At 33.2% G+C, this 17,736-nt stretch carries 14 protein-coding genes; 9 read left to right on the top strand and 5 right to left on the bottom strand.

Translation table 11 applies throughout. From position 1 onward, the window contains the following. The first annotated feature begins 30 nt into the window (after positions 1-30). Both HGP29_RS13325 and HGP29_RS13320 read left to right on the top strand, forming a co-directional pair. Positions 31-1,881 carry a M61 family metallopeptidase gene (locus HGP29_RS13325; protein ID WP_168882923.1) on the top strand — a complete coding sequence of 617 codons (1,851 nt, stop codon included), beginning with the start codon at positions 31-33 and terminating at the stop codon, positions 1,879-1,881. 30 nt (positions 1,882-1,911) lie between these two features. Beyond that, positions 1,912-2,715, top strand: coding sequence for a 3'-5' exonuclease (locus HGP29_RS13320; protein ID WP_168882922.1), 804 nt, complete (start codon positions 1,912-1,914; stop codon positions 2,713-2,715). Between the two features lie 238 nt (positions 2,716-2,953). On the opposite strand, the gene HGP29_RS13315 is transcribed toward HGP29_RS13320, so the two are convergent. Beyond that, on the bottom strand, positions 2,954-3,481 hold the full coding sequence (locus tag HGP29_RS13315; protein WP_168882921.1) for a hypothetical protein: 528 nt from the start codon (positions 3,479-3,481) through the stop codon (positions 2,954-2,956). 343 nt (positions 3,482-3,824) lie between these two features. Here HGP29_RS13315 and HGP29_RS13310 point away from each other — a divergent pair, with 343 nt between their 5' ends. Both HGP29_RS13310 and HGP29_RS13305 read left to right on the top strand, forming a co-directional pair. Next, on the top strand, positions 3,825-4,754 hold the full coding sequence (locus HGP29_RS13310) for a DNA/RNA non-specific endonuclease (protein WP_168882920.1): 930 nt from the start codon (positions 3,825-3,827) through the stop codon (positions 4,752-4,754). 163 nt (positions 4,755-4,917) lie between these two features. Then, positions 4,918-6,663, top strand: a complete 1,746-nt coding sequence (locus HGP29_RS13305; RefSeq protein WP_168882919.1) for a PAS domain S-box protein — start codon at positions 4,918-4,920, stop codon at positions 6,661-6,663. Between the two features lie 33 nt (positions 6,664-6,696). Here the strand turns inward: HGP29_RS13305 and HGP29_RS13300 are convergent, their stop codons facing one another. Continuing rightward, complete coding sequence (locus HGP29_RS13300) at positions 6,697-7,188, bottom strand: cupin domain-containing protein (RefSeq protein WP_168882918.1); 492 nt, start codon at positions 7,186-7,188, stop codon at positions 6,697-6,699. A gap of 114 nt (positions 7,189-7,302) precedes the next feature. Between HGP29_RS13300 and HGP29_RS13295 the strand changes: the two genes are divergently transcribed. From HGP29_RS13295 to HGP29_RS13285, 3 genes are all read left to right on the top strand, one after another. Beyond that, positions 7,303-7,914: a hypothetical protein gene (locus tag HGP29_RS13295; protein WP_168882917.1), complete on the top strand. Its 612-nt coding sequence runs from the start codon at positions 7,303-7,305 to the stop codon at positions 7,912-7,914. A gap of 62 nt (positions 7,915-7,976) precedes the next feature. Further along, positions 7,977-8,606: a Crp/Fnr family transcriptional regulator gene (locus HGP29_RS13290; protein ID WP_168882916.1), complete on the top strand. Its 630-nt coding sequence runs from the start codon at positions 7,977-7,979 to the stop codon at positions 8,604-8,606. A gap of 61 nt (positions 8,607-8,667) precedes the next feature. After that, positions 8,668-8,970 (top strand): rhodanese-like domain-containing protein, encoded by a 303-nt coding sequence (locus tag HGP29_RS13285; protein WP_168882915.1) that lies wholly within the window; start codon positions 8,668-8,670, stop codon positions 8,968-8,970. A 97-nt stretch (positions 8,971-9,067) separates the two neighbouring features. Here HGP29_RS13285 and HGP29_RS13280 read toward each other — a convergent pair whose 3' ends face one another. Next, positions 9,068-11,473: an outer membrane beta-barrel protein gene (locus HGP29_RS13280; protein WP_168882914.1), complete on the bottom strand. Its 2,406-nt coding sequence runs from the start codon at positions 11,471-11,473 to the stop codon at positions 9,068-9,070. A 343-nt stretch (positions 11,474-11,816) separates the two neighbouring features. Between HGP29_RS13280 and HGP29_RS13275 the strand changes: the two genes are divergently transcribed. Continuing rightward, positions 11,817-13,730 (top strand): AAA domain-containing protein, encoded by a 1,914-nt coding sequence (locus tag HGP29_RS13275; RefSeq protein ID WP_168882913.1) that lies wholly within the window; start codon positions 11,817-11,819, stop codon positions 13,728-13,730. Here HGP29_RS13275 and HGP29_RS13270 read toward each other — a convergent pair. Next, positions 13,727-14,851 (bottom strand): BamA/TamA family outer membrane protein, encoded by a 1,125-nt coding sequence (locus tag HGP29_RS13270; protein WP_168882912.1) that lies wholly within the window; start codon positions 14,849-14,851, stop codon positions 13,727-13,729. The genes HGP29_RS13275 and HGP29_RS13270 overlap by 4 nt on opposite strands. A 2-nt stretch (positions 14,852-14,853) precedes the next feature. After that, positions 14,854-15,528 (bottom strand): DUF3575 domain-containing protein, encoded by a 675-nt coding sequence (locus tag HGP29_RS13265; RefSeq protein ID WP_168882911.1) that lies wholly within the window; start codon positions 15,526-15,528, stop codon positions 14,854-14,856. Between the two features lie 145 nt (positions 15,529-15,673). Between HGP29_RS13265 and HGP29_RS13260 the strand changes: the two genes are divergently transcribed. Next, positions 15,674-17,701: an SEL1-like repeat protein gene (locus HGP29_RS13260; RefSeq protein ID WP_168882910.1), complete on the top strand. Its 2,028-nt coding sequence runs from the start codon at positions 15,674-15,676 to the stop codon at positions 17,699-17,701. Positions 17,702-17,736 lie beyond the last annotated feature (35 nt).

The raw sequence follows: 17,736 nt of genomic DNA, 5'->3' as shown, positions 1-17,736 counted from the left end.
TGAAAAATTGATCTAAAATTAAAATTATTCATGAAAGTGACACGCTTCCTTTGTTTATGGGCCTCTTTAATATTTTTTGCAAACACTTTTGTTCAAGGACAAAACAATGAGAAGTTTTACTATGATTATAGTATCAATCTAAATCTTGTAAATAATGATCAGATTAGTGTTTCTCTTTTGATTGATTCATTAGATAAAGAAGAAATAATATTTCAATTCCCTGCTATTGTACCGGGAACATATAAAGTATATGATTTTGGGCGTTTTATTAGCCAATTCAAAGCTTTTGATCAAAATAACAACCTTTTACCTGTAGAGCAGCTCAATGTAAATCAATGGAAAATATCTTCAGCCCGCCAACTTCGTAAGATCACTTACATGGTAGACGACACTTGGGATACACTTTTACCTCATAAGGTTTTTGAACCTGCAGGCACCAATATTGAAAAAGACAAAGTATTTGTTTTAAACAACCATGGCTTTTTTGGGTATTTCGATGGACTTATTAATACTCCATTTAAAATAAACATCAACCGGTCGCAGAAATATTACGGGTCCACCTCATTAAAAAGAGATGTTTCTAATTCTGTCCAAGATGTTTTTTGGGTAGAAAACTACCATCGATTAGTAGATAATCCCATTATGTATGCTGAAGCGGATACCGCTACAATTCAGGTGGCAGATACTCAAGTTTCAATCGGTCTCTATTCACCAAATAAAAAACTTAATGCAAAACAGGTAGCAGAAAGTTTAAAAGAAGTACTAAAAGCACAAGAGCATTTTCTAAAAGGAAAGCTACCCACAGATCATTATGCTTTTATTATCTACTTAACAGACAAACCGTCAAATTCGGGTGCATTGGGTGCTTTGGAACATTGGAACAGCTCATTTTATTTCTTACCTGAGGAAAGTGCAAAGCTGCTACTCCCTATTATTCAAGAAATCGCCTCCCACGAGTTTTTCCATATACTTACTCCTCTGAGTATTCATTCAGAAGAGATTGCCAATTTTGACTATAACCAACCCGAAATGTCTAAACATTTGTGGTTATACGAAGGCGTTACCGAATATTTTGCAGGTTTAGCATTAGTAAAAGAAGGGGTTATTTCACAGGAAAATTACCTTAACTCCATATTAGAAAAAATCGTTACTTCCTCGCATTTATATAATAGAGAATTGGCATTTACGGAACTAAGTAAAAAGTGCTTAGGAGAACACAGTGCACAGTATGCCAATGTTTACGAAAAGGGTGCTCTACTTGCAATGGGATTAGATTTTATTCTAATGTCACATACTAATGGGCAATATGACCTTAGAGATTTAATGTTAGACCTTTCCGAAAAATATGGTTCTACAAAACCCTTTAAAGACGATGAACTTTTTGATATCATAGGAGAAATAAGTGGAATTCCAGAGGCTGTTGAATATTTAGAGAAATATGTGGATGCCCCTAACCCTCTCCCACTTACAAAGATGTTTGAGCAGGTGGGAATTTTATACGAAGATGAAGAGATTATAGAAACAGCCACATTTGGGAATATAGGACTATCAGTCAATGATAACGATGAAATATTTATTGAGGACATTACTGATATGGATGAGTTTGGATCAAACATCGGTTATCAAAAAGGCGATGTCTTACTTCAATTCAATACTACGGATATCACTCTAGAAAATATTAGTGATATTATGGATGATTTTATTAATCATCCTGAAAAATTTCCAAAAGTGAAAATTACTGTTCGTAGAAACGGGAAAATTGTTAAATTGAAAGCTAGAACTGTGATTATTCAGAATATCGAAGAAAATATATTTGAAAAGAACCCTGATTGTACACCTGAACAAAAACAACTAAGGAAAGTATGGTTAGGAAACTCTTAAATAATAAAAACATTTAGAAATCCACCTAATATGAATTTAAAATTACGTAACCCATTGGTTGTGTTTGATTTAGAGACAACAGGAACAAATGTCACTAAAGATAGAATTATTGAAATCTCAATGGTTAAAGCAGACGTCAGTGGTGAACGAACTATAAAAACATACCGTGTTAACCCAGAAATGCACATTCCAAGCGCTTCTAGTAAAGTTCATGGTATCTATGATCAAGATATTAAAGACAAGCCTACTTTTAAACAAATTGCCAAGGAAGTAGCTGCTTTTATGAAAGGTTGTGATATCGGTGGATACAATGTATTACGTTTTGATTTACCCGTAATCACTGAAGAGTTCTTAAGAGCGGGTATAGATTTTGACTTCAGCCAACGTAAAATTGTAGATGCTCAGAAAATCTTCTTTATGATGGAGCCTAGAACACTAAGTGCAGCATTAAAATTCTACTGTGGTAGAGAATTAGAAGATGCACACTCAGCAGAAGCAGATACCATCGCTACATTAGACGTAATTGATGCACAAGTAAAGCACTACGAAGGTGTAACCATTAAAGATAAAAATGGTGCAGAGTACGAACCTGTAAAAAATGATATGAACGCACTTCATGACCTTACTGCCAAAAACCTTGTTGATTTTGCAGGTAGAATGGTATTAAATAATGAAGGAGATGCCATTTTCAACTTTGGTAAATACAAGGGAAAATCTGTTGTAGATACATTAAAGAAAGATCCTCATTATTACGATTGGATCATAAATAATGATTTTGCATTGGACACAAAAAATAAGTTGACACAACTTCGATTAAAGAGTCAGTTTGCTTAATCAAAAACAAGAAGTGATTTACTATAAAGTGAATCACTTTTTTTATAAAAAAAGAAACCGTAATCTCTATTTAATAGAAATTACGGCATAAAATTAGGTTAACAGGAATCGCTGAATGATTTTTCATCTTTGTTCATCCTCGTAACTAATTACGGTATTTTTTTATTGAATCTTTGAATATTTACATCCATTCTAAAATATTTAAGATTCAATAACTTAAATAGTGTTTTGTTAACAATTAACCCGAAATATATCTTTGATGAATTGAATCATCTTGATCTAAACGCTCATTTTTTCTTTGAAATAAGTCCATATGAGGGTTTAAATTAATTAGGTGTTTTTCAGGGACTTTACTAATTGCCATTTTATGATTCCTCATACGACCAATTACTCCAATCTGTGAAAGATCTTCATCCTCCAACAAATCAAATAAGTGATTACTTCTAGAAAGATCAATCACCAAATATAACTCATGGCACAGGGACAGTGCCTCTAATATTTCTTCTTTTTTAGATTTAAAATGTCTATCAGTAATCACTAAAAACCCAATGATATGATGACTATTTGGTTTTGTCGAATAAACAACAAAATCAAACTTGGTATTACTAGATAATGGAATATAGTCTTCTTCAATGGCTAAATATTCTTGTGTCAAGTGAGCTTTTTCAATAACTCTTTTTCCTATATCATTATTTAGTAGATTGCTTTTTAAATCTGTTTTTAACTCTTCTTTTACAATAGAGGATGGGTTGAAATTTGATGTCATATATTAAATAGTACTTCGTAATAAAAGGTAGTCAAATGTGCAGTTGTCATAGTAAAATTAGACTTGTCTATCTTTTTTCAATTTCACAATTCTGATACACCAAACATGACTCTTTTTTGGATAATTAAAATATATTTGGAAACGTAAGTGAATAAAAAGTAGTTTAATATCAAAATATTTTATCATATTTTTTCAATACACACTTATTAACATTTTCATTTTAAGATATTATTGCACTTTTTAAAGATAAAAATCCATATTTACTTTCGCTTATCCTCTATATTTAATAAGCATCTTTATCCAAATAGGAAGCATTTCCATAATAAGAATAATCTAAACTAATATGATTTCAAAAGTTATTTTTCTAATCCCTCAACTCATTATATTATTTATTTTCTACACAAGTGGTCAAAATAAAGATAACTTCCCTGAACACTGGCTTCCCCAGAATATAAATGATAACACAACCGAGGTAATAGAACATACTTTTTACACTATTGGATATAACGAAATACATGAACAGTCAGCCTGGGTAGCTTACGAACTGACAAAAGAAGAATTATATAAAGTTGCAGATCGAAAAAATAATTTCAGAGCTGATAACACTGTGTCTACAAAATCTGCTGAACTAGTAGATTATAAAGGTACGGGATATGACAGAGGGCACCTTGCTCCTGCTGCTGATATGTCATTTAGCGAACAAGCCATGAGCGAGAGTTTTTACCTGTCGAACATGAGTCCTCAAGAGCCAGAGTTTAATAGAGGCATATGGAAAAACTTAGAGGAACAAATCCGTTATTGGACATACGATAAACAAAATCTATATATAATTACAGGACCCGTTTTGGAAGATAATTTAAAAACAATTGGTCCTAATGAGATTAGTGTCCCCGATTATTATTATAAAATCGCATTATATGCTGACACTTTAAACAATACCTATTCAGCAATAGCATTTCTATTACCCAATAAAAAAGGAGAATATCCTTTATCACATTATATCGTTTCAGTAGATTCAATAGAAAATCTGACTCAAATGAATTTCTTTTCTGGTATCTCCTTATCAATACAGGAAAGCTTTGAAAGTAATGTGTACTTATCCGATTGGGAATTCTATGCTAAGAAACAGCAAGTTAAGTCTAATAAAAAACAAGTTTTAGATGTAAATGATAATGTATGTCGAGGAAACACTAAATCAGGAAATAGATGTAAAAGAAAAACTAACGACCCCTCAGGGTATTGTTGGCAACACATCAGCCAAAAAAATGATTAAAAGATAAAGGAATTTATTATTTATGTAATAAAACCATAGAAATGTTACCTTTTGGATCATTAAATTGTTAACAATCAATGAATCAATTGAGTATTTTAACATTTATATGTATATTTATGTAAATCTAACTGTTTGAAACGATAAAATAGAACCCAGCATTTGCATGCAAGCTTTCTTACAAAATAGGCATTTATCTAACTCTCACTCTCAAAATTCTCCTGAACATTACTTAGTCATCAGTGAAAAAGGTAACGTGAAGTTTATTTCGAAAGATTTCTTGAAAGGTTTACACACTTTTGAAGAAGGGAGGTCTATTGCCGTTGGTTTATCACCAAAGAACCAAATTGTATTCAAACAGAAAATCCAAGAAAGTATAGAAAATCAAGATATCACAGAATTTGAATTTACGATCTCACAAAATTCAAGAGCAAATATCTATGAAGTAAAACTTATTCCTTTCTTTTTAGATCAAGTATATGTGAATGCCATTTTCGTTCTAAAGAATATCAAAAACGAATTAGAAGCGAAACGATTTAGAGATACTTATTTTCATTCTGTAGATGGCATTGTTTGGGTAGACCCTTTCGACAAAAAAGTCATTTATTCAAACCCTGCATTTTCAAAAATTACAGGTTATACTGAAAAAGAAAATAACACATTTACTTTCCACAAGTTTATCCCTTATCATTTACAAGGGCATGCTAGTGAAATTTTCTCCCAATTAAGAAGAGAAAAACACCTCATTATAGAAACAGTGATGCAAACAAAGTCAGGAAATCTACTTCCTGTTCAAATTACTGCATCTATTGTGTCATCTGAGGATGACACTCCATATATTGTTTGCTTTGTAAAAGATTTAACCACGCTTACACAGGTTCAAGAAAAACTAAAGAACAATGAACAGCGCTATGGTGCTATTTTAGATAATTCCAGAATTAAACTTTGTCAATTTGATGTAAACTTTAAGCTTACTTGGATTGGATCTGGAAGTAGTAAGCAACCTTCTAAATTTCTTGCTCCCTCTCATGTTGGGAAATCAATCCGCAACATCATCAAAACGGAAGCAGGCAAAGAAATCACTAAGTTCTTACAAGACACTTTAAATAAACAGCAAACCTCACACACCTCTTTTCAAATCCAATATGATTCTGAATGGAAAGCAGTTGAGTTGTTCCTCTCTCCTATTATTGAGGATAACAAAGTAATTGGGTTGAATGCTGTATTCTTAAATATTTCTGACCAAAAGAAAATTGAAGAAAAACTAGATCACTTTATTTATAGAGCGGCACATGATTTAAGAGGTCCATTGACCACAATCCAAGGTATTATTCAGTTGATGAAAGCTGACATCAAAGATCACAAGAATATGCTTCGATTGATGGAAGATACTGTATGGACTCAGGATATGCACTTGCAGAAAATCTTAGCCTATTATTATAATCAACAAAGTGATTTAAATATAGAAGTAGTCGATTTTGATACTATCATTAATGGGTTGTATAATTTCGTTGAAAACTCCGGCTACAATATTAATGTAACCGTAGCCAATGGATTAAAGAAAGAAGTTTATCAATCTGATAAGAATAGAATTGACTTATTATTTAAAAATATCTGTACAACAATTCTTCAATTAGTTTCAAGAGATATAGAGATAAAGCTTCTTATTGAGATCAAGAAGACAGATAATGGAGTATACCTCGCATTTATTGATAATGTTTCTCCTCGTAATCCTACCGCTAGTAATAATGGGTTTGACAAATCTCATTCCCTCAATTTTGCTCATGATGATTATTCTAGAGGTATTTTTATTACATCAGAAATTGTAGAAAAACTAAAAGGAAAGTATCAGGTAAACGTTCTAAAGAATAATAAACAAAGACTTGAAATAACTCTTCCTCATTTAAAATAAAAAATCCCAACCTTAAAAGATTGGGATTTTTTATTATTTCTTGAACTCCATAATGATCTCCTTATGGTCAGGATAATCTACTGCTAGTTTATTTACATCTGCAATTTCGAAATCTTCAAATTCAAAACCTGGTGCAACAGTACAGCCTACTAAAACATAATCAGAACCCTCTGATTCAATTGTTCTTGCTGCAAACCAATTCCCTCCTGTAATAACATGTTGAGGTGTTTCACCTTTTAAGAAGTCTTTACCAACAATTGATCTTTTCAATTCTCCTTTTGGAGTAATTTCAACGATTTCAACAGGATTTCCATCGTAATGGTGCCAAATCTCAGTAAATTTCAATTTATGAAAAGTAGAAAAATCGTTATCGCCCATTAAAAAGTAAATCGCAGTAGAAGCGTTTCTCTCTATATTATTTTTATTTATCATTCCGATCTTATGTGATCGGTAAGTCTCAACATAATAACCTCCTTCAGGGTGAGGCATCATATTTAAGTGATTTATTAGTTCGTCCTTTGTCATTATAAACAGGTTTTTAAATACAGCCGAAAAGATACGGAATAACCCGCTTAAATCAGCAACAAATTTTGTAACTTCATCAAAATATAAACTGTACTCTCATTAATAAACTAAAACATGAAAGAAGAGATTTTATTAGAATTTGAAGAACTAGAAATTCTTCGTTCAAAGAAAAGATGGAAACTATACTTCGTAGTAATGGCTGAACATCCTACGGAAAAAGATAAATGGATCATGACTACAATTCCTAATGAGAACCATGGTCTAATTGAACTTAAACCCAATGCTGAAAATAAAGTATATTTTGAACCTCAAAACGCTATTGGAGCCAATGGTCTTTTCGTTTTGGATAGAGATATGCCTAGAAATAGAAGGCTTAAGGTGAGAGTATTCTTAAGACACTCAAGAGATAATATTAGAAACGCCGGTAAGCTTTTAACCGATGTAGAAAATGCACTTGGTGATGAAGCATATGGACAAGTCACAAACTTATTGGGAAGATCTAATCCTTGGTTGGTTATTGGTCAAGAAGCAGTTCAAAAAGTAGGTGCTATTCTATCTAATATTAAAGATAGAGATTTTGGAATGATCACCATGGACGAAGAGTTCGGACCTGAATTTGAAAATCAATCTGAGTTGGATAGAGAAAATAAGTTTTCTACTGGTGATGCTCGCTTAGTATGGAGTTGGGCCACAAGAAAACATGTTAAAGAAGATTTATATACTTAAACTATTCGAAATAGTTCTTCTATATTTGTCATATGAAATAATCATCATATGTTTACTGAGTTATGAATCCTATCCTAAAGCAATTTATACAAGTTAGCTTCCCTAATACTACTCCAGATCATCCAATACAAAAAGAATTTCTTGAATCTGGTGAATTGGTTGAAATAAAAGAAGGTGAATTTCTTATCGATTTAAATGAGGAAATGAACTTTGTTCCTATTGTCACTAAAGGAGTTCTTAAAGTAACAAGAGAGGATGAAGAAGGAAATGAAATATTCCTCTATTATTTGGAATATGGTGAAACATGTACCATTTCTATGATGTATCAAGAGAGTGCCGTTAGAGTTTCTGCAGAAGAAGATGCCTTGGTATATAAGGTTCCTCTTAAGAAAATTGATGATTGGATGTTACGCTTTCCCGAATGGAGAGATTTTGTAATGCATGCTTATAAAGTTCGTTTCGATGGTTTACTTAAAGCCATTGATGAACTTGCTTTTAAAAAAATGGATGAAAGGTTATTGAACTACCTTCAAAAATTACAAGGCATTAAGAATACTGAAGTTTTACATATCTCACATTCAGAAATAGCATTGAACTTAAATACTTCCAGAGAGGTTATTTCAAGACTTCTAAAACAATTAGAAAAAATTGGGAAAGTGAAGCTTGGCAGAAATAAAGTGACACTAACGTAACATTTGTCACATAGCATTGTCTGACTGATTAGTAATTTTACTTAAAATAAAACATAGACACATGGAATTTTTAAGAAAATTATTTGGCTTAGGACCAAAGGTAAATTATAAGGAATTAGTAGCAAATGGGGCTAAAATACTTGATGTTAGATCAGAAGGTGAGTTTGCTAGTGGGCACATTTCGGGGTCTGTAAACATCCCAGTTGATCAAATTACTAAAAGAATGCCTGAAGTTTTAAAGCTACAAGAACCATTAATTGTATGCTGTAAATCAGGAATGAGAGCATCTATGGCAATGGCTCAAATAAAAAAAGCAGGTGTAAAGGAAATCTACAATGCCGGTGGATGGACTAAGTTGAAATAAAAAAAGGGATTGATTACGTAAATAATCAATCCCTTTTACATTAGAAATGGAATAGCAGAAAATCCACTACCCCATTTTCTATTCAGTCTATGAAATCTTATAGTCCACCACCACTAGACTGTAGTTTTCTGTTTTGACGACCTTGGAATTGACCACCAAAGGCATATGAAAACGACACTCTATATACTGGACTTTCTTGTCTGAAGTCGGCTAACTCAACAAAGCCATCTCCATAAACATTTCTTTGTTCTCCACTGTATAATAAGTTATTGATCTTAAAGTTGACTGAACCTTTATTGTTTAATATTGATTTCTTGATCGCCAAATCCATTGAGTATGTTGGATCTGTAATTCTTTGAGCATCATATCTTTTTGCTGTATATCTACCCATCAATTGAATTGTTAGCGATTGCAATGGCGTCACTTTAGTACTTAATTTCGCTGACCAGTTTATAGGTGTACCGTCCGTAGGAATAGTCAACTCTTCGTTATCATCTTTAATATCTAAGTAATAGAAATCAACTGAACCATTCCATTCCCACCATTCTAACATATTATAGTTTGATGAAAGTGACATACCACCTGTCATTGATTCTCCAATATTTTGGAAAGTCATAATCGTTACATCTCTATCTGCATCATAATTAACCACTTCTCTAATAATATCAGTACTGTGTCTCATATATAGTGCAGAGTTAAAGCTTAAAGCTCCTTTACCCATTAAACCATAAGACAACTCCATTGAGTTCGTGTATGACGGTTGAAGACCAGGGTTACCAACCATTACGTTTTTAGGGTTGGATGACATTTCTGCAGGTAATAATTGCATCACATCAGGTCGCTTAATTCTTCTTGAGTAGCTCAAACCAAAAGTACTATTTTCACCTACTTTCTGTTGGATATGTACAGATGGGAAAAGGCTTTGGTAATCAATCAAGAAAGAAGTATCCGAAGAAACCAAACCATTTACTTGACCTTCTGTTCTAGCAATCTCTCCTCTTAAACCTGCTTTAATTCTTGTATTCCCTAATTTGATAGAATATGATCCATAAACAGCATGAATCTGCTCGTTGTAAGGGTATTTGTACGACAATGTATCATCAGAAACAAAGTTTACGTTTTCAACGTCCATTCCTGCATCTGTCAATTGACCTTTATAACCCAATTCCATAGATGACTTATCTCCTAATGGACGATCATAATCTGCTTGTAATGATGTATAAATCCAATCTGCAGTATTTGAATTTGAATTAAGTTGTTGCCACTCACCATTTCCAATTTTTTGAGCATTCTTTGGAGAGAAATCTGCATCCCCAAGATTGGCAAATAAATCTAATTCTAAGTGCCCTTTCTTGAAGTCTTTTCTGTGATTATAGTTTAAGTTATAACCTTTAGCTAAGTTGTAATTAATACCTTGTTGATACTCTGTGCTTTGTAAGTTACCAGTAGCATCATAATATTGGTTGGTAAAGTCTGATCTTGTATCACCTTCCCATCTCCATCTTTCAAATGAAATAGTTGATGTATTTGTTGAATCCCAGAATACGTCAAAACCAGCCTTAAACATTCTGAAACCATTATCATCACTGATTTTTTCTGATTGAATTAGATCGTTAACAGACTCATCTGTATATGATCTTTCTAGATCGCGAGTGTTATCCCATTGATTACTACTCATATAAGTTTGAGCAAAAAAGTTAAACTTTGATACTCTATAATTAAGTCCTAAAAAGCCAGAGTACTTATTGTTAGATCCTGCATTTAGGTTCATGTTTCCATTAAAACCTTTAAGAGCATCTTTTTTTGTAATCACATTTATAATTCCTGATAGACCATCAGGATCATACTTTGATGATGGGTTTGTAATTACTTCAATTTTCTCAACGGCATCGGCAGGTAATGACTGTAAGATCTGATTGATATCCATCTGAGACGGTTTACCATCTAATAAAACTCGAACATTAGAATCACCTCTTAATGAGATCGTTCCATCAGCCCCAACATTTACTTCTGGTAAAGTATTTAAAATCTCTGAAGTAGAATTACCTTCTGCAATCATTGCTTCACTTACATTAATCACTTTTTTATCAATATGATTTTCAATAAGTTGTTTCTGACCTCTTACCTCAACTTCTTCTAGTTGTTCCACAGAGCTTTTAAGGTATAGTTCTCCTACATTAATCTTGTTATTTTTTTGAGTAATTTCCACTTCTTTACCGTAAGTTTCATATCCTATAAACTGTACGACAAGCGTAAATTTACCCATTGGTATTTTTTCTAATTGAAAACTTCCGTCTTCTCCTGTCAGTGCACCAGTGACACTTTTTTTGTTTGGATCAAGCAATGCTACCGAAGCGTAACTTACCGCTTGATTAGTCTCTTGATCAATAACTTTTCCGATAATAGAACCTTTGGCCAGTGGTTCCGAATTATTTTCCGCGAAGGAAAATGAAGACATTAGTAATAACAATAATGCTCCTAATAGAGTAGTTGAAGTTCTCATAGATGAATAGAATTTGACACTAATAATTAAATTGAAAGGTATATTTAGTTCACCACTTATTTGATGGCTTATAATTAATTTGACACTAGCTTCACCTAGTTATATTTTGATTTATATTCCAATTATAGGTTTCCATTTTAAATTTCACAAATATTCACTCGAAATCGAATGATTTTTTTAAAATTTCAAAAATTATGTATCGACACCGAACGTTAGTGTTCATTTTCGTACTGCACTTTTTTAAGATTGAAATTCTAAACTAAAGACAGTACTTTGAGGAATTGGTTGCACCCTACTCTTAAAAAAAGTGTATTTTTATTAAAATTTCATTAAACCAATCAAAATGGATATCAAAGAACATTTCAAACTTCTTATAGAACTACTTGATATAGAGCGTAAAGAAGACCTACATCAATACAAACTTCTTATGAGTGACACCTCACTGGAGGAAAGAAAGAAAAAAGGAATATGTTGGTATCCGGTACAATTAGATAGACTTACCTACGATAATAGTGATCGAATTATCATTAAACTTTCAAGAGAACAACAGCAGAATCAATCACACAGTTTTTCTACTGGCAAAAGTGTGAGTTTATTTTCTGAAGCAGGTTCCAATGAAGAAGCTAAGACCAATACTAAAGCGGTTGTCAATTATGTACGAGATGGGGAAATGACCATCACACTCAATGATGACGACGAACCAGAATGGATTCATGATGGGAAGCTAGGAGTACAATTATTATTTGATGAATCGTCCTACAAAGAAATGGATAGAGCGTTGAATATATGCCTTACTTCGGAAGACCCTCAACTAAATAAAATGAAAGAGATTCTGTTGGGTGTAAAACAAGCAAATTTTAATAAGATACATGAATTTGAGGTACCAAGATTAAACAGTAGTCAGAATGAAGCCTTAATGAAGGTCATCTCCTCAGATGAAGTTGCGATTATCCATGGCCCTCCGGGCACCGGTAAAACAACGACTCTAGTTGAATGTGTAAAACAAAACCTTAAGACTACTTCTCAAATATTAGTTTGTGCACCTAGTAATGCTGCGGTGGATTTACTAACAGAAAAGATGGCTGAAGAGGGAATCAATGTTTTACGTTTAGGTCACCCTGCCAGAGTTGATGAAAGTATCGTTCACCAAACGATTGATTTCAAGGCTACAAAACATATGAGATATAAAGAACTGAAAGCGATCAAACAACAAGAAGTGATGTTGAGAGATGCAGCCAAAAAGTTCAAAAGGAACTTTGGACCTGACCAAAAAAGGGAAAGGAAAAAGTTGTATGTTGAAGCCAATCAGTTAAGAAAAGAAATAAGAGGTTTGTCAGAATATATTTCAAAGGACATCCTTGAAAAAGCTCAAGTGATCACTTGTACTTTAGTAGGGTCAACAACTCAATTATTAAGAGGTAGAAGATTTGAAACAGTATATATCGATGAAGCTGCTCAAGCGTTAGAAGCTGCTACATGGATCCCTATTTTAAAAGCGGATCGAGTGATTCTTGCAGGAGACCACCAACAACTTCCACCAACGATAAAATCTATGGATGCAGCTCGTAAAGGAATGGACATTACCCTTTTCGAACATATCATTCAAAATAAAGATGTTGATGTGATGTTAAAAGAGCAATATAGGATGAATGAACTCATTATGAATTTCTCCTCACAACACTTTTATCATGATGAACTTATTGCAAACGATGTAGTCAAAGAATGGAAAATTTTCAATGATGATTTCCCTGTCGAATTCATCGATACAGCAGGAACTGGCTATCAAGAAGAGGTCGAAAAAGAGTCTTTGAGTACCTACAATAAGGAAGAAGCAGCTTTACTTTTAAAGCATTTTGAACATTATCTTGTTGAACTAGGTGATGAAATCAACCAAGTATCATCTATTGGTATTATTGCCCCATATTCAGCACAGGTTAAACGACTGAAATGGCTGTTCAAATCTTCATCTATTCCAAAAGAAGTCATGGAGAAAATATCCATTAATACCGTAGATTCTTTTCAAGGTCAAGAAAGAGATATCATTTATATCAGTTTAGTTCGCTCTAATGATGATGGAGAAATCGGCTTTCTATCTAATACTAGAAGAATGAACGTTGCCATGACAAGAGCTAAAAAGAAATTAGTGATGATTGGTGATTCTGGGACTATCACAAGAAATAAGTTCTTCTCAAAAATGTTTGATTATGTCAATGAAATTGGGGCATACAGAAGTGCATTCGAATATCTTTATGATTAAAACGCTTCGTTAACACCAAAATAAACTCCAGTCCCTCCTTCTCTATTAATACCAAGATCTAGGCGAAGGAGGGTATCATTACTTTTTAGAAATTTATACCTTAAACCTGCACCACCCGATACTTTTAATCCTTTGAATAAATCTATAAAAGACGGACCTACTTCTCCTATTGCACCAAAAACATTAACTCTCCACCTTGGATGAAATTTATAACGCATTTCCCCTTGTACCGTATACAGTTGACTATCCATATACCTACCTCTAAAATACCCTCTCATTCTATCTCCACCGCCTAACCATGCCATATGTTGGAAAGGAACTTCACCATAAGTATTCTCCACATAAACTCTACCTGCAATGGTCATTTTTGATGATAAAAAGAAGTACTTTCTTAAATCAATAATGTATTTATTGAAAGAAGTATTACTTCCTAACACAAGACTTGCAAACCATGTATTTACTTGAAAGTAGCTGCCTTTATCTGGAGAAAAAATATTGTCTCTGTCATCATAATTAAAGACAAAACCTAAACCACTAATCAGTGCACCCTCACTTCCTGGAATAGTGTCTGCGTCCATCATCCCTCCTTCTTCTTTCTCCAAAAAAGTATCTTTCTGGAATCGGTATTGAACACCAAAATTAAAATTGGAAGAAGGCAATCTTTTCAAGATATCAGCCCGTAAACTCACCGTCTTCATATTATATTTTTCAAGGTTATCTTCTGCTGCATCAGAACCAACACCCCAAAAAGAGTTGGGGAAGATTTTATATTTAAAAGCAGCATCAAAATAATAATTCCCTTCCTTGAAGAATAGTTTTGGATTCACATCAATGATCAACTGTTGCTTAGCTGTATAAATGGCATCCACCATCATAGAGCTTTGTCTTAGGTTAAACTTATTGATCTTATTCAAATAAAAGAACTGAACACCTCCACCTGCTCCAAAGCTAGTTTCTGGTGTATAAAAAATGATAGGTAAACCGATAATTTGAGTTGATTTTGTCAAGTTCAAAGTATCTGTTTCTATGAAAAACTTTTCTTCTTTATTTTCCTGTGCTTTTACTTCGAAAAAAGTCATACAAAAACACAAGCCTATTACATAAATAATAAATCTACTCATGATTATTCTATTGTGTTTTTATGAAGTAAAATAACAAAGCCAACTCGGAACGACACATTGATTTCTGTAAATGCATCTTTTGTTGTTGTATCGATGACATGATCTACAGTTTCTCCAAAAACCCTGTAAAAACTGTAAGACAAACCCACATCTATTCCAAAATGCTGTTTTACTAAGTATGTAAAACCAACACCAACACCTCCACCAAGTAAATTCCCTTGGAAGCTTTGATTAATCGGTGAAGGCGGTTGTAAAAATTGTGTATTGAATATATTTCTACCATAAGTGACAGTTACTTCTGGATATAACCCACCATTGGAAACTTTTGAAAAATATCTTCTAAATACCATACTTACTTTGAAGGTCTCTTCTTCATTGGAAACATAGTTTTGAGTTTCCCCTCTTGTCAATTCTAGTCGACCGCCAAGGCTAAAATTATCCCTTAGAAAAAAATGTGCATCCGTTTTTAAATCAAACCCTGTCTGCCCTCCAATTGCTTTAGAATTTATTGAGTTATCATAATAGTTGATCGCATCTGTAGAAGATGATAATGACAAAAGCACCCTCCCTTTTTTCATCGCTGTACCAAGAGAATCTTGTGCAAAAACATCTGGTTTAGGCATAAGAAAACAAACGGCAGCTAAAAATATCACAACCCTGAATATGGTTTTAGTCATGTACAATTTCATATTAATCTGTAATTCTTTTTAAAATAAGAGATTTTTCTAAAAAAAAACGCATGAGTATACAAGAAAAACCATAGTCCAATAGTTATAGTTGTAAGGAATAATAAGCCCATCTCTAACAAAGAGATCAAATCGAATGAGAATTAGGAATATATATATTTACGTATCGGTAATCACCCTGCTAGTTTTTGGAACAACAAACGTTTTAGGTCAAAGCATAGATCAGTTAAAAAAACAAGCAAAATATAATAATGATGCTGAAAGCTGGTATCAGTTAGGGCAAGCTTATCAAAAAGGAGAAATTGAAAAAGTAAACCTAAAAAAGGCGGCTTCATATTATGAAAAAGCAGCTCAATTAGGTCATGTTGACGCTTCATTAGCATTAGCGGACATCAAAATGTCTAAAAATGAATATGGTGATGCGATCAAACTTTTAAAAATAGCTTCAAAAGGTGGAGCCGCAGAAGCCAGCTATCAATTAGGTACTATTTATGAAGATGGCAAGAATGTCACTAAAGACGAAAATGAAGCTATCTACTTTTACCTTCGAGCTTTAGATGGAGGAATAGAAAAATCAGAACTAGCATTAAAAAAATTACCAGTAGCCGATTATCCCGACAAGTCAGATATTTTTTATCAAAAATATTTAGGAGAAAACGGATCTGCTGAGTCAGACTACCAATTAGGTTTAGCTTATAAAAATGGTAAAGAAGTAGACAAGGATCTTAAAAAGAGCTTTGACTATTTTAATAGAGCTTCTAAAAAAGACTTCCCCGAAGCCGATTATGAATTGGCGTTATTTTATAAAAATGGTCTTTTAGGAATTAAAGACTCAAGAAAAGCAATACATTATCTTATAAATGCTTCCAATCACGGTGTAAAGCCTGCAACAGATATGTTAGAAACAATGGATATCAAAACTTTTGTTTCTGAAGACGATATTAATTATCTGAAGTATCAGGCGATTACTTTAAATAATGCCGAGGCACAATATACTTTATACTTACTATTAAGTAAAAACGAAGAAGAAAAGTCTAAAGCTTTAGAAATGTGCCAACGCTCAGCATTACAAGATTACCAGCCAGCAATGCTTACTTTAGCCAACTTATATTTAAGCGGAACACCTCCCTTAAAGAAAAGTACAACAGCTGCATTTAAATGGAGAAGACAAGCGGCTTATGTAGGTTCCGATTCTGCAGAATACTTGCTAGGCACAATGTATGAAGGTGGTGTTGGTGTTCAGAAAAGTGAAGAAAGAGCTGTCCGTTGGTATATCAAAGCGGCGAACCATGGAGTTGAAGCAGCATCTGCCCGACTAAAAACATTAAATATCGATCAATATATCGATGCTACTGACCTTGAGTATGCCACTTACAAGGCGAATCAAGGAGATTTGAATGCACAATTGATGCTTGGAAAGTATTATTATAAAAATGATCAAGCAGCTGCCATCAACTGGCTACAAAAAGCGGGTAATCAAAATAGTGCAGAAGCTGAACTCTATTTAGGTGATATTTTTAAAGATGGAAAATGTCAGATGGTCGGTGATATCAATAAAGCAGAGGAACACTATAAGAAAGCACTAGCTTTGGGCAGTCAAGAAGCCAATTTAAGAATGGCTCAGTTATATTCTGAAAATGCAAGCTTGAATACAAAATCACTTACATCTAGAGGTATCAGTAAAGAAGATGATGCCATGCAGTATGCCAATGCTTATATGGTTTCGGCTACTCATATCAACAGTGATAATACAAATCCAGACCCTCAGGCCTATTTATTAATGGGCAATATCCATCAACAAAATGGAAAAACTGTAGAGGCAATCAAACAATACGATTTATATATTAAAACTTTCGATGAAGCGGAAGGTAATCATAAAGAATTTATAGAAGTCATCAATAAACAAGCGAATGCTTATGCTGAATTAGGAGAAATCAATAGTGCATTATTACAAATTGATATCGCATTGGCAAAAGCTGATGATTTCAGTCAGATTAAAGATTTTAAAGAGAGCTACTCAACTATCAAAGGTGAGTTGTTCTATACACAAGCAATTTTGCTTTTTAAGAAAGGAGATAAATACAAAGCTTGTAATGTCTTTCAAAAAGCAAAAGCAATAGGAATTCCAATCGAAGAGAAATACGAAAACCTTTGTTTGAATTAAAAAAAGAGCTATCGTTAATTCGATAGCTCTTTTTT

The sequence above is a fragment of the Flammeovirga agarivorans genome (assembly GCF_012641475.1).
Lineage (GTDB): Bacteria > Bacteroidota > Bacteroidia > Cytophagales > Flammeovirgaceae > Flammeovirga > Flammeovirga agarivorans.
This window is presented reverse-complemented; position numbering and strand designations above follow the sequence as displayed.